General features: G+C 67.9%; 11 protein-coding genes. 9 read left to right on the top strand and 2 right to left on the bottom strand.

Annotation, left to right across the window (positions count from 1 at the left end; all coding sequences use genetic code 11):
- The first annotated feature begins 282 nt into the window (after positions 1–282).
- Positions 283–837 carry an NADPH-dependent FMN reductase gene (locus tag A3CW_RS0106285; protein ID WP_028202800.1) on the top strand — a complete coding sequence of 185 codons (555 nt, stop codon included), beginning with the start codon at positions 283–285 and terminating at the stop codon, positions 835–837.
- Between the two features lie 39 nt (positions 838–876).
- Here A3CW_RS0106285 and A3CW_RS0106280 read toward each other — a convergent pair whose 3' ends face one another.
- The gene (locus tag A3CW_RS0106280) at positions 877–1,608 is read right to left on the bottom strand and encodes a hypothetical protein (RefSeq protein WP_028202799.1); all 732 of its coding nucleotides are present in this window, start codon (positions 1,606–1,608) and stop codon (positions 877–879) included.
- Positions 1,609–1,774: 166 nt separating this feature from the next.
- On the bottom strand, positions 1,775–4,054 hold the full coding sequence (locus A3CW_RS45435; RefSeq protein ID WP_051481259.1) for a hybrid sensor histidine kinase/response regulator: 2,280 nt from the start codon (positions 4,052–4,054) through the stop codon (positions 1,775–1,777).
- 618 nt (positions 4,055–4,672) lie between these two features.
- Between A3CW_RS45435 and A3CW_RS0106270 the strand changes: the two genes are divergently transcribed.
- From A3CW_RS0106270 to A3CW_RS0106235, 8 genes are all read left to right on the top strand, one after another.
- Positions 4,673–5,041, top strand: coding sequence for a response regulator (locus A3CW_RS0106270; protein ID WP_028202798.1), 369 nt, complete (start codon positions 4,673–4,675; stop codon positions 5,039–5,041).
- The gene (locus A3CW_RS0106265; protein WP_028202797.1) at positions 5,034–5,657 is read left to right on the top strand and encodes a chemotaxis protein CheC; all 624 of its coding nucleotides are present in this window, start codon (positions 5,034–5,036) and stop codon (positions 5,655–5,657) included. The genes A3CW_RS0106270 and A3CW_RS0106265 overlap by 8 nt, the downstream gene beginning before the upstream one ends.
- On the top strand, positions 5,654–6,598 hold the full coding sequence (locus tag A3CW_RS0106260; protein ID WP_028202796.1) for a sensor domain-containing diguanylate cyclase: 945 nt from the start codon (positions 5,654–5,656) through the stop codon (positions 6,596–6,598). The genes A3CW_RS0106265 and A3CW_RS0106260 overlap by 4 nt, the downstream gene beginning before the upstream one ends.
- A gap of 292 nt (positions 6,599–6,890) precedes the next feature.
- Entirely contained in the window at positions 6,891–7,742 is an 852-nt protein-coding gene (hpnD, locus tag A3CW_RS0106255; protein WP_028202795.1) for a presqualene diphosphate synthase HpnD, read from the top strand.
- The gene (gene hpnE, locus A3CW_RS0106250; RefSeq protein ID WP_028202794.1) at positions 7,742–9,010 is read left to right on the top strand and encodes a hydroxysqualene dehydroxylase HpnE; all 1,269 of its coding nucleotides are present in this window, start codon (positions 7,742–7,744) and stop codon (positions 9,008–9,010) included. Before hpnD ends, hpnE begins: the two co-directional genes overlap by 1 nt.
- Complete coding sequence (gene shc, locus A3CW_RS0106245) at positions 9,007–11,037, top strand: squalene--hopene cyclase (RefSeq protein ID WP_028202793.1); 2,031 nt, start codon at positions 9,007–9,009, stop codon at positions 11,035–11,037. The genes hpnE and shc overlap by 4 nt, the downstream gene beginning before the upstream one ends.
- 53 nt (positions 11,038–11,090) lie before the next feature.
- A complete protein-coding gene (locus tag A3CW_RS0106240) occupies positions 11,091–11,756 on the top strand; it encodes a phosphorylase (protein ID WP_245623554.1) in 666 nt (221 codons plus the stop codon).
- Positions 11,757–11,874: 118 nt separating this feature from the next.
- A complete protein-coding gene (locus tag A3CW_RS0106235; RefSeq protein WP_028202791.1) occupies positions 11,875–12,360 on the top strand; it encodes an acyl-CoA thioesterase in 486 nt (161 codons plus the stop codon).
- The last annotated feature ends 55 nt before the right edge of the window (positions 12,361–12,415 follow it).

The following is a 12,415-nucleotide window of genomic DNA, read 5'->3' as shown; positions in this document are numbered from 1 at the left end:
GAGGCGCAATCCTCGCCATGCACGCAAGAAAATTGCATCTTTGCTAACCTGCAGACGAATCCGACGCGAGGCCCGTGTTCATCGGCTCTCCGCGCAAGTTGTCCACAAGCTTATGCCCAAAATCTGTGGATAAATTCGCGTTACCCCGGGTTATCCACAACGCCTCGCCGATGCCGATATCGGGCAGGCCCGAGCGAGCGTGCGCGCATCGCCGGAATGTGCAGGCGTCTATGATGATGTTTCCTACCACTGCGCTTCGCGCGCGCTTCCGAGGAAACCGAAATGGCCTACAAGATCGCAGTTGTGGTCGGCAGTCTGCGCAAGGATTCATTCAACCGGCAACTCGCACACGCGGTGACTTCGCTGGCCCCCGCCGATTTTACTTTCGAGTATCTCGACATCGGGGTGCTGCCGCTCTACAGCCAGGAATACGACGCCGACTATCCCGAGGTGGCGCGCCGCTTCAAGCAGCAGATCGAAGCGGTCGACGCCCTGCTGTTCGTCACGCCTGAATACAACCGCTCGATTCCGGGCGGGCTGAAAAATGCGCTCGACTGGGGTTCGCGGCCGTGGGGCACGAATTCGTGGCGCGGCAAGCCGGGCGCGGTGCTCGGCACGTCGGTGGGGGCGACCGGCACCGCACTCTCGCAGCAACATCTGCGCAACGTGCTCGCCTATCTCGACGTCACGTTGCTCGGTCAGCCTGAGATGTTCATCAAGCACGACGCGAGCCGCATCAACGAGAAAGGCGAGATCGTCAACGAGGATACGCGCAAGTTCCTGCAGGGCTTCGTCGATACCTACGTGGCGTGGGTCAAGCGCCAGCTCGGCCGCTGACGCCTGATCACGATCCACGCCGCATTTGCGCGAGGGGCTTCAGTGCAACGTGCGGCGCTGCCCCGGCATGTCCTTGTGGTGTTCGGGCGTGTCTTCCTCGTACTCGAGGAATTCGTCCGGAATTTGCGGCGCGACGCCGGCTGCGGGTCGCGTCGCTTCGGGCGCGCCAGGAACGTCTACGCGATGCGCGCCCATCACCGCTCCGGCGCCGGGTGCGCTTGCCGATGTGAGCACGGTCGCCTCGGCTTCGCTCGTCGGTCGCATCGGTTCGACGGTGGGTTCGATGTTGGGATCGAGCGTCGGCTCAACGGAGCCTTGTTCGCGCGCGGCTTCAGTTTGCGCGGCACGGCGGCGCATGGCATCGGCGAATTCGGAGAGACCGAGTTCGTCGAGCGCAGAGTGCTCGCGCGCGACCGGACGGTCCGTCGCGGGCCACGCCCACGGCGTGCCGCGTAGCGCGACTTCCGTCGCGTGCTCCTCGCGCAGCGTCTCGTACGCGAGGTTGGCGTGCGCCTCGTCGCTCACGTGCACGCCGATGCGCACCGCTTCGCCCGGCGGCGGCGTCATGCCCGTCTGGGCCTCGGTGGTGCGACGCACATCGCCCGTCGACGAGAAAAAACTTCCCACGAGCCGCTCGATGCCGGCCAGCACGCCCTCTGTGCGCGCCGGCAGGTCGATGTCGCCCGCCGCGAAGCCGCGTTGCAGCAGCGCGTCCTGCGCGTGGCGTGCTTCGTCGTAGGTTTGGAAAACGCCGGTCACGGTCTGTTTCATGGCAGCCTCCTTCGCCAGATGGCGACGCCCGCTTACATCATGCGCCGATTGTGCGTGGCTCGTGCACCGGCTGGCGCATGGTGTGCGCGACGTCTAACCGCCTGATTCTGCGGGTCGTGCTGTCTGTCGCAAGCCTCGTGCCGCAAGGCGTGTCACCCGCGTCCTGTCATGCACGCGGGCTCGGGAGCGTCGCATCGTGCTCGCGCTTCGCACGCGCCTGGCGGTCCTCGCGAATCGCCTCCAGTATCTTCTCCAGCAGCGCGATATCGAACGGCTTCGACAGCACGCGCACATCGGCATTGCGCGTGCGCTCGAGCTCCTCCGCGTAGCCTGTCACGAGGATCACGGGCAGGTCCGGCTCGAGCCCCTGCAGGGCCTCGGCCAGATCGATGCCGTTCATCGTCCCCGGCATGTGGATGTCGGAAAGCACGAGGTCGAAGCGCGGCGTGGGCTCGCCCTCGGCACGCGGCGCTTCGACCCGTTCCAGCGCGCTCGCCGCGTCGCTCGCGCAGGTCACGCGGTGGCCCATCATCTGCAGGAGCGCCTCGGTGCCGGCCGCGACTTCGTCGTTGTCCTCCACGAGCAGCACGTTCAGCCCGTGGTGCACCTGGGCGCTCTCCTCGCGCGGCTCGCTCGGACGGGGCGCGGGCGGCTCGGCGAGCGAGCGCGGCAGATACAGATGCACCGTCGTGCCCGCGCCGATCGCACTGTCGATGGCGGCGAGTCCGCCGGTGCGCTCGCAGAACGCAAACACCTGCGGCAGCCCGAGGCCGGTGCCCGTGCCCTTCGACTTGGTCGTGTAGAGCGGCTCGAACGCACGCGCGAGCACGTCCGGCGGCATGCCCGTGCCGGTGTCTTCGAGGGTAACGTGCACGAAGTCGCCGTCGAGCGGGAAGCCTTCGCCGGGCCGGAAGCTGATGTTGCGCGCGCGCACCGTGAAGCGGCCGCCGTTGGGCATGGCGTCGCGCGCATTCACGGCGAGATTGATGAGCGCGAGCTCGAATTCGGCCACGTCGACGAGCACGGGCCACACGTCGTCGTCGACTTCGACGACGAGCGACACCTTCGCGCCGAGCGACGCGCGCAGCAGTTCGCGGGCCGCCGGCAGCCAGCGCCCGACGTGGATGGTCTCGTTGCGCAGCGGCTGCTTGCGCGCCACGCCGAGCAGTTGGCGCGTGAGCGACTGGCCGCTCTTGAGCGCGCGCTCGACCGCGGAGAGTTCGCGCTCGAAGCCCGCCGCGCCGCGCCGCCGCGCGATCTGCACGTTGGCGGAGACGATCATCAGCAGGTTGTTGAAGTCGTGCGCGACGCTGCCCACGAGGTTGCCGAGCGCTTCCATCTTGCGCGACTGCCGGTAGGCGGATTCGATCGAGCGGCGCATCGAGGCCTCGGCCTGCCAGCGCTCCCACGCCTCCTCTTCGGCGGCGAGGCGCCGCAGCGACAGCCAGATCACGCACCAGAGGGCAATCGACGGCGTGAACATCGAGATGATGAGCACGCTCAGGTGCCGGTACCAGGCCGTCCAGATCGCCGGCGTGCGATACGCGCAGGTCACGTAGACGGGGTACGCGCCCACGCGCCGGAACGCGAGGATCACGTTGCTGCCGAGCAGCGCAGAATGCATGCGCACGACGCCGGACTCGGTGCCGCGCAGGAGCGCGGCGCCCAGCGGCGAGTGCTGTGTGATCGCCGGGCCGTCCACGCGCGGCGGCGGATCGAAGGCGAGGATCGTGCCGTCGCTGCGCACGAGGCCGAGCGACATCGGCGAGTCGGGGCCGAGCAGGTCGCGATAGAACGAGCTGAAATAGCCGGGGCGCAGGGCGACCGAGACGAGACCCGCGAATCCGCCGGCGTCGTCGAGGCGCGCCACGCCCATGTTGAACACGGTCTCGCCGCTCACCTGGCCCTGCATCACGCGCGAGACGTGGTCGAGCACGCGGCCGTCGCGGATGCCGGTGAAGTCCTCGCGCGCGGCGATCGACATGGGCGGCGGCGGCGAATAGCGGCTGCTCGCGAGCAGGTCGCCGTCAGTCCCGAAAATCGACACCGCGGCCACCTGCGGATAACCGCCGCCGATCGCATCGAGTTTCTCGTGGATCTGCGGCTCGCTGGCGCGGATGCCGTCGTCGTTCAGGCCGCGCACGAGGTCGACTACGCGCGCATCGAGCGCCTCGTTCATGTCGAACACCTTGAGCGCGTGCTCTTCGGCCACGCGCACGGTGCGCAGCGTGGTGTCGGTGGCGTCGGCTTCGCGCGCGCGCAAGTCGTTGTACGCCATGGCGGCGACGTAGATGCACGGCAGCACGATCGCCGCGGCGAGCAGCGCGAGCAGCGTGCGTCGGCGCACCGTGAAGTCGTGGCCCGGCGCGGCCGGAAACGGCGCGTCGTCGGCAGGGGGCGGCTGGGCTATGCGTTCGTCTGGCCGCTCGGGCCGGTCAGCAATCATCGTACGGAAAAGCAGGGAAAAGGCGGCGGGGCAGTCGACATGATAAACGACCGCGATGACGCCCCGACGGCCGGCGCATCCCCGGCGCGCGGCAAGCAGGGTCCCACGAGTACGCCGCCAGGGGTTTTCCTCTCGCTGGATGCCGAATTCGCGAAAATCGGCAAAGCGCAAACGTACCACAAAGGGATAATCGACGTTCTTTATTTAGGGGGTGGATCATTTATTTCTAGAAATCAGCCGAAATGAGTCGATTTTGTTCGTTGATTGATTAACGGCGAGTTGCATTTGATTCAATTTGATTCGAGAATCGCGGACACGATAAATAACGCATTCGCATGAACGCCATGCCCGCCGTCACGGCGCATGGCCATGCTACGGGGTGGCTGCAGGCATGCAGACGAGGGCCTTCACGACCGGCGCACGGGTTGCCGGTATCCATTGGGCAGCGGCGCGGCCATGCGCTTTGCGTCGGCGCGCCAATGCGCGGGCCCGTTCATGCGTTATGCATTATTCGGCCGGTTCGCAATTTTCTTTGAAGTTTCCCCTAAAGTAATTGCCCGTGCCGCCGTTAATCCGTCGAAACGCACTCCGTCCAACGCACACTCATTCAGCATATCCATGTCCTTGCCCATCGTGATCGCCGATGACTCGCTGTTAGCCCGCAAGGTGCTCACGAAGGCGCTGCCCGAGGACTGGGACGTGGCGATTTCGTACGCATCGAACGGACACGAAGCGCTTGCCCATTACCGCGCCGGTCGCGCGGCTGTGATGTTTCTCGACCTCACGATGCCCGACCTGACGGGCTTCCAGGTCCTCGAAGCGTTGCAGCACGAAGACCTCAATACGTTCGTGATCGTCGTTTCTGCGGACGTCCAGCCTCGTGCCCGCGAGCGCGTGCAGGCACTCGGCGCGGCGGCATTCGTCGCAAAGCCGGTAACCCAGGAGGCGCTGCTGCCCATCCTGAAGGAGTACGGGTTGTATGCCTGATCGAGTGTTCACGGAACTCCAGCGCGACGCGTTGCAGGAGATCGCCAATCTCGGCATGGGGCAGGCTGCGACGCGACTGTCGGGGCTGCTCAATGCCTTCATCGAGCTGTCGGTGCCGCGCGTGCGCGTGGTCGCCGTCTCCGAGGCCGCGGAGGCGCTGCGCGAGATGACCGGTATCGACGGCCCGGTTGCGGCCGTGCGCCAGGGCTTTCGCTCGGAGATCAAGGGCGAGGCGCTGGTGATCTGCCGTAGCGGCGAGATCGCCGAGCTTGGCAGCCTGGTCGGCGGACCTTACGCCACGATCGGCGACGATGCCCTCACCGAGGAAGAGCTGATGTTCGACGTCGCCAACGCGCTCACGGGCGCGTGCGTGTCGTCGATGCTCGACCAGCTCGGACGCATGCCGGTGTTTTCGCAGCCCGGCCTGCTCGGCGAGGCGATCATGCTCGACGAGGTGTTCCAGCCGGGCCTGCTCGCCTGGGACGTCGCGCTGCTCGTCGAAGTCAATTTCGCGCTGGAAGACCAGCGCTTTCGTGCCCACCTCGTCATGCTGATGGCCGAGGAGTCGATCCATGTCGTGAGCCGGGCCATCGACGCGTTGTTACATAGCCTATGAACGAGCCAGCCGGGTTGCCAACACTAGCGGACCTCGTGGTCGAACGGGTGGGTTTCGGCATATTCGTAGTCGATCGCGACATGAACGTGCTGAGCTGGAACCGCTTTATGCAGGATCACAGCGGCGTGACCGCCGAGGACGTGATCGGCCACTCCATCTTCGAACGCTTCCCCGACCTGCCGCGCGCGTGGCTCACGCGCAAGGTGGAAAGCGTGTTCCAGCTGGGCAGCTTCGCGTTCAGCTCGTGGGAGCAGCGCCCGTATCTGTTCCAGTTCGACCATGACCGGCCGATCACGGGCGGTGTGGACTACATGCAGCAGGACTGCACCTTCATGCCGCTCATGCGCGGGCGTGACGTGATCGCCGTGTGCGTGACCATCTCGGATGTCACGCACGTGAGCGTCATGCAGCGCGAGCGCGAGGACGCTGTGGCCAAGCTGCGCGAATACGCCGACCGCGACGGCCTCACCGGCATCGCGAACCGGCGCTTTTTCGAAACGCGTCTCGCCGACGAATTCCTGCGCTGGCAGCGCTATGGCGGCGAGCTGTCGATGCTGCTGTTCGACCTCGACCACTTCAAGCGCATCAACGACGAGTTCGGCCACGTGGCCGGCGACACGGTGCTGCGCTCGATGGCGCAACGCGTGTCGGGCGTGGTGCGCAAGCAGGATGTGTTCGGACGCTTCGGCGGCGAGGAATTCGCGCTGCTCCTGCCGTGCACGCCGCTCGACGACGCGCTCTACGTCGCGGAGAAGATCCGCCGCACGATCGGTGACGAGCCGATCGAGGTGCAGGGCGTGATCGTGCCCGTGACGGCCAGCGTCGGCGCCGCCACCGCGCGCACGGGCGCGCCCGACTACGAGGGCATGATCAACGAGGCGGACGCCGCCCTCTACACGGCGAAGCGCCAGGGGCGCAACCGCTCGGTCGCGCTCGCCTGACCCCTGCCGGGGCGCAGGCCGCCCCCGCCTCGATCCGTCTCATCGCCCCATGCCCGGGGCTGTGCCCCTGTCTCCACTGCGGCCGCCCTCGGCGGTCCCCCTGGGCGGCCCCCCTCGGCGGGCCCCCCTAAAGGTTGATATACTTTTGCCCGTTTCCGGCCTTGCGCGCCTCCTGGCGAGCAATTTTAGGGTCGGGTGCCTCGCGCGTGTCCGCGCGCGCGGGCGACCCGCGGCAATGCGGGCCCGAATAGAGTCGAACGCCCGGTGAGGGCGCCCCCCAGCGGAGATCGTCTTGGCTGTTTCCAATCTCGTCGTGGACGATACACAACAAACCGACGCTGCCGCCGCTTCGTCGGGCAGCTCGTTTTATCTGGCGATGCGGATCCTGCCTCCCGCGCAGCGCGACGCCATGTATCAGGTCTACGCCTTCTGCCGCGCTGTCGACGACATCGCGGACAGCGACCTGCCGCGCGCCGAGCGCGCGGCGGGGCTCGACCAATGGCGCGCCGACATCGACGCGTGCTATGCCGGCACGCCGCGCGCCTCGCTCGCGGCGCTCACGCGCCACATCCATACGTTCGGGCTGCAGCGCGAAGATTTTCACGCGATGATCGACGGCATGGCCATGGACGCCGCCGAGGACATCTGCGCCCCCGACGAGGACACGCTCGACCTGTACTGCGACCGCGTGGCGAGTGCCGCAGGCCGGCTGTCGGTGAGAATTTTCGGGATGCTGGAGGAGCCGGGCCGCTTGTTGTCGCACCATCTGGGGCGCGCGCTGCAGCTCACCAACATCCTGCGCGACATCGACGAAGACGCGGACATCAACCGCTGCTATCTGCCGCGCGAGCTGCTCGCGCGCGAAGGCATCGCGGCGGGCAATCCGCACACGATCGCCGCCGACCCGTCGCTGCCGCGTGTGTGCGAGACGCTCGTGCAGCGCGCCCGCGCGCACTTCGCTCAGGCCGACGCGATCATGGACGCCGCGCCGCGCGCGCAGGTGAAGGCGCCGCGCATCATGTCGGGCGTCTACCGCGTGCTGCTCGAGCGCACCGTGGATCGCGGCTTCGACCTGCCGCGCACGAAAGTCAGCAAGCCGCGCGCACGGCTCATGTGGATCGTCGCGCGTTACGCGCTGTTCTGATGCCTCGGCTAGTCCACGTCATCGGCGCTGGGCTTGCGGGCCTCGCGACGGCTGTGCGGCTTCAGCGGCGCGGCGTGCAGGTGGCGCTCTACGAGGCCGCCGGCCAGGCAGGTGGACGCTGCCGCTCGTACTACGACCGCACGCTTTCGGCGACGCTCGACACGGGCAATCATCTGGTGCTGGCGGGACATGCGCGCACGCTCGAGTACGTGCGCACGATCGGCGCCGGCGACGCGCTCGCCGGCCCCACCGAGCCGGGCTTCGCGTTCATGGATATCGCCGCGCGCTCGCGCTGGACGGTGCGCTTCTCGCGTTCGCGCATGCCGTTCTGGATCGGCGACTCGCGCTCGCGCGTGCCGGGTACGCGCGCCGCGGACTATCTGGGGCTGCTGCCGCTCCTGTTCGCCAAGCCGGGCCGCACGATGGCGCAGACCATGCGCTGCGAAGGCGTGCTGTGGGACCGGCTGCTGCACCCGTTCTTTCTCACCGCGCTCAATGTCGAGCCGCGCGTGGGCAGCGCGGAGCTGGCGGGGGCGATGCTGCGCGAGTCGCTCACGGCGGGCGGCGAGTCGTTCCGGCCGCTGGCGGCGCGCGGGGGCCTTTCCAGCGCGTTCGTCGATCCGGCCTTGCGCATGCTTCAGCACGGCGGCGCGGCGATTCGCCTCGACTCGCCGCTCCGGGAGATCGTGTACGACGACGCGGCGGGCCGCGTCGTCGCACTCGATTTTCCAGACGGGCGTATCACGCTCGCGCCCGACGAGGCGGTGGTGCTGGCCGTGCCGGGGGCTGCCGCCGCGGCGCTCGTGCCGGCGCTGCAGGCGCCGCAGCGTCACAATGCGATCGTCACGGTGCACTACGCGGTGACGGCGCCGCCGGGCCTCGTGACGCCGATGGCGCTCGTCAACGGCACGGCCCACTGGCTGTGCACGGCCGAAGGGCGGCTCTCGGCGACGATCCACGACGCGCACGAAGTGCTCGATCTCGATCCCGAGGAAATCGCGCGCCGCGTATGGGCCGACGTGGCCGAGGCGGCCTCGCTGCCGCTCGAGCCGCTGCCCGCCTGGCGCGTGTGCGCCGATGCGCGCGCGACCTTCGCCGCGGTGCCCGACGAGGAATGGCGCCGCCCCGCGACGCGCACGCGCTGGAACAATCTGATGCTTGCAGGCGACTGGACGGCTACCGGTCTGCCCGCGACGATCGAAGGAGCGATCCGCTCGGGCCGCAAGGCCGCCGAGCTGCTCCTGACCGAAAATTTGGAACGTAGATGAACGATTTATCCCAGGACATGCTCGGCGTCGCCACGCCGGGCGTGGCGATGCCCACTCCCACGTTTGCCGGCGAGCCGGCCGCGGCGGTCGCCGCACCGCTCGCGACGCTGGACGCCGCCGTCGCGCGCGCGACCGACGCGATCCTCGCCGACCAGCGCGCCGATGGCCATTGGGTCTACGAACTCGAAGCGGACGCCACGATCCCGGCCGAATACGTGCTGCTCGTGCATTACCTGGGCGAAACCGCGAACCTCGAGCTCGAACAGAAGATCGCGCGCTACCTGCGCCGCATCCAGCTGCCGGACGGCGGCTGGCCGCTCTTCACCGACGGCGCGATGGATGTGAGCGCGAGCGTGAAGGCTTACTTCGCACTCAAGATGATCGGCGACGCCGAAGACGCCGAGCACATGGTGCGCGCGCGAGAGGCGATTCTCGCGGCGGGCGGCGCGGAGCAGGTCAACGTGTTCACGCGCATCCTGCTCGCGCTGTTTGGCGTGGTGACGTGGTACGCAGTCCCGATCATGCCCGTCGAGATCACGTTGCTGCCGCAGTGGTTCCCGTTCCATCTGTCGAAGGTGTCGTACTGGGCGCGCACGGTGATCGTGCCGCTGCTCGTGCTGGGCGCGAAGCGTCCGGTGGCGCGCAACCCGCGTGGCGTGCGCATCGACGAGCTGTTCCGCGGCGCGCCGGTCAGCGTGGGCCTGAACGCCCGCTCCCCGCATCAGAGCAAGGGCTGGTTCGGTTTCTTCCGCGCCGTGGACGGCGTGCTGCGCGTGACCGATCCGCTCTTTCCGACCTACCTGCGCCAGCGCGCGATCGACGCCGCAGTGGCGTTCGTGGACGAGCGCCTGAACGGCGAGGACGGCCTGGGCGCGATTTTCCCCGCCATGGCCAACGCCGTGATGATGTACGACGTGCTGGGCTATCCCGCCGATCATCCGCATCGCGCGATCGCGCGCCAGTCGCTCGAAAAGCTGGTGACGGTTCATACGGAGGAAGCGTACGTCCAGCCTTGCCTCTCGCCCGTGTGGGACACGTCGCTGGCGGCGCATGCCCTGCTGGAGACCGGCGAGGCCCGTGCCGAGGATGCCGCGCGCCGCGGCCTCGAATGGCTGCGTCCGCTGCAGATTCTCGACGTGCGCGGCGACTGGATCTCGCGCCGTGAGGCGGTGCGCCCCGGCGGCTGGGCGTTCCAGTACGCCAACCCGCACTACCCCGACGTCGACGACACGGCCGTGGTCGTGGCCGCGATGGATCGCATGGACAAGCTCGACAACACGAGGGCCTATGACGCCCCGATCGAGCGCGCGCGCGAATGGGTGGTCGGCATGCAGAGCAGCAACGGCGGCTGGGGCGCGTTCGAGCCGGAGAACACGCAGTACTACCTGAACAACATCCCGTTCTCGGACCATGGCGCACTGCTCGATCCGCCGACCGCCGACGTCTCGGGCCGCTGCCTTTCGATGCTCGCGCAGCTCGGCGAACTGCCGGCCGCGAGCGAGCACGCGCGCCGGGCATACAACTACCTGCTCGAAGAGCAGGAAGCCGATGGCAGCTGGTACGGCCGCTGGGGCATGAACTACATCTACGGCACGTGGACGGCGCTGTGCGCCCTCAACGCGGCCGGCCTCGGTCACGACGACCCGCGCATGAAGCGCGCGGTGCAATGGCTCGTGCAGATCCAGAACGACGACGGCGGCTGGGGCGAAGACGGCGCGAGCTACAAGCTCGAATACCGCGGCTACGAGCGCGCCACGAGCACCGCTTCGCAAACGGCCTGGGCGCTGCTCGGCCTGATGGCCGTGGGCGCGGTCGATCATCCGGCGGTGGCACGCGGCATCGAGTATCTGCAGACAACGCAGCAGGAACACGGTCTCTGGGACGAAACGCGCTTCACGGCCACGGGTTTTCCGCGTGTGTTCTATCTGCGCTACCACGGCTATCGCAAGTTCTTCCCGCTGTGGGCGCTTGCGCGCTACCGCAACCTCAAGCGCGCGGGCGTGACGCGCGTCACGGTCGGTCTGTGAGCGCGGCGGCGGGTATCAAGGCGCGCGCCCTGCCCGTGATCGCAGTGACGGGAATGGCCTTCGAGGCGAGCATTGCCGCGGGCAAAGGCCAGGACGGCGTGCGCGCCGTCTATGCCGCGCGCGCCGATCTGCTGCAGAGCGCGCTCGCGGCGGCGCTCAAGGACGGCGCGGCGGGCATCGTCAGCTTCGGCACGGCGGGCGGTCTTGCGCCGGATCTCGAGCCGGGCACCCTGGTGATCGCGCAAGCGATCGAAGGGCCGTTCGGGCGCGTCGCTACCGACGCCGCCTGGAGCGCACGCATGGCCGACGTGCTGATGGCCTCGCCGCTCGCCTCAAAAACCCGGCGCGGCGTGGAGGCAGCCGTTGCCGCGCCGCTCACCGGCGCGGCGGACAAGGCAGCGCTGTTCAGCGCGTGCGGGGCGCTCGCCGTCGACATGGAATCGCATCTGGCCGCCGCCGCGGCGGCCGCGCATGGCGTGCCGTTCGCGGTGTGCCGCGCGATCGTCGATCCCGCGTGGCGCAGCCTGCCGAAAGCGGCCATGGCCGGCTTGCGCGACGACGGCACGACGGCGGTGCTCCCGGTCCTGCGCGAGCTGGCGCGCGACCCGGCGCAACTGGGCGGCCTGCTGCGCGTGGCGGCGGACGCGAAATCGGCACGCCAGTCGCTGAGTGCCGCACGGCAGGTGCTGACGGCCACCGGCGCCTTTTTCCCCAAATGATTCTGGCGGGTTATTGAAATACCTAGGGTAAACCCCTATCTCTGGTAACATCTCAGTGTTAACCCTAGGTTCGTATTGGCGAGCTGGGGACGAATCACATTTCGGGGAGTTACCAGCCATGAATTTTCATACTCGCAAGTGGGTCAAGCCTGAAGACCTGAATCCGAACGGCACGCTGTTCGGCGGCAGCCTGCTGCGCTGGATCGACGAAGAAGCGGCGATCTACGCGATCTGCCAGCTCGACAACCAGCGTGTGGTGACCAAGTTCATGTCGGAGATCAACTTCGTGAGCTCGGCGCGTCAGGGCGACATCATCGAACTCGGCATAACGGCCACCGACTTCGGCCGGACGTCGGTCACGCTGCGCGCCGAAGTGCGCAACAAGATCACGCGCAAGAGCATCCTGACGATCGAAAAGATGGTGTTCGTGAACCTCGGCGCGGACGGCACGCCGGCCCCGCACGGCCGCGAACGCATCCGCTACGCCGACGAAGCCTACGAGCGCTATCGCCAGACCGTGCAGACGACGGCGGACGCCACGGCGCTCGCGGCGGCGAACGAAGCGGAGCGCCAGGCCGAGAGCGAGGACGCTTCGGTGCATTGAGCGGCGCGCACGGCAGGATAAAAAAACCCGGCAACCTTTCCAGGTTGCCGGGTTT

Source organism: Paraburkholderia nodosa DSM 21604, from assembly GCF_000519185.1.
GTDB classification, from domain to species: Bacteria; Pseudomonadota; Gammaproteobacteria; order Burkholderiales; family Burkholderiaceae; genus Paraburkholderia; species Paraburkholderia nodosa.
This window is presented reverse-complemented; position numbering and strand designations above follow the sequence as displayed.

What these genes read in the sequence shown, in the direction of transcription:
- A3CW_RS0106285 (WP_028202800.1), top strand. Translation starts at nt 283, where the DNA reads ATGGCCTACAAGATCGCAGTTGTGGTCGGCAGTCTGCGCAAGGATTCA.
- A3CW_RS0106280 (WP_028202799.1), bottom strand. Translation starts at nt 1,608, where the DNA reads ATGAAACAGACCGTGACCGGCGTTTTCCAAACCTACGACGAAGCACGC.
- A3CW_RS45435 (WP_051481259.1), bottom strand. Translation starts at nt 4,054, where the DNA reads ATGATTGCTGACCGGCCCGAGCGGCCAGACGAACGCATAGCCCAGCCG.
- A3CW_RS0106270 (WP_028202798.1), top strand. Translation starts at nt 4,673, where the DNA reads ATGTCCTTGCCCATCGTGATCGCCGATGACTCGCTGTTAGCCCGCAAG.
- A3CW_RS0106265 (WP_028202797.1), top strand. Translation starts at nt 5,034, where the DNA reads ATGCCTGATCGAGTGTTCACGGAACTCCAGCGCGACGCGTTGCAGGAG.
- A3CW_RS0106260 (WP_028202796.1), top strand. Translation starts at nt 5,654, where the DNA reads ATGAACGAGCCAGCCGGGTTGCCAACACTAGCGGACCTCGTGGTCGAA.
- hpnE (WP_028202794.1), top strand. Translation starts at nt 7,742, where the DNA reads ATGCCTCGGCTAGTCCACGTCATCGGCGCTGGGCTTGCGGGCCTCGCG.
- shc (WP_028202793.1), top strand. Translation starts at nt 9,007, where the DNA reads ATGAACGATTTATCCCAGGACATGCTCGGCGTCGCCACGCCGGGCGTG.
- A3CW_RS0106240 (WP_245623554.1), top strand. Translation starts at nt 11,091, where the DNA reads ATGGCCTTCGAGGCGAGCATTGCCGCGGGCAAAGGCCAGGACGGCGTG.
- A3CW_RS0106235 (WP_028202791.1), top strand. Translation starts at nt 11,875, where the DNA reads ATGAATTTTCATACTCGCAAGTGGGTCAAGCCTGAAGACCTGAATCCG.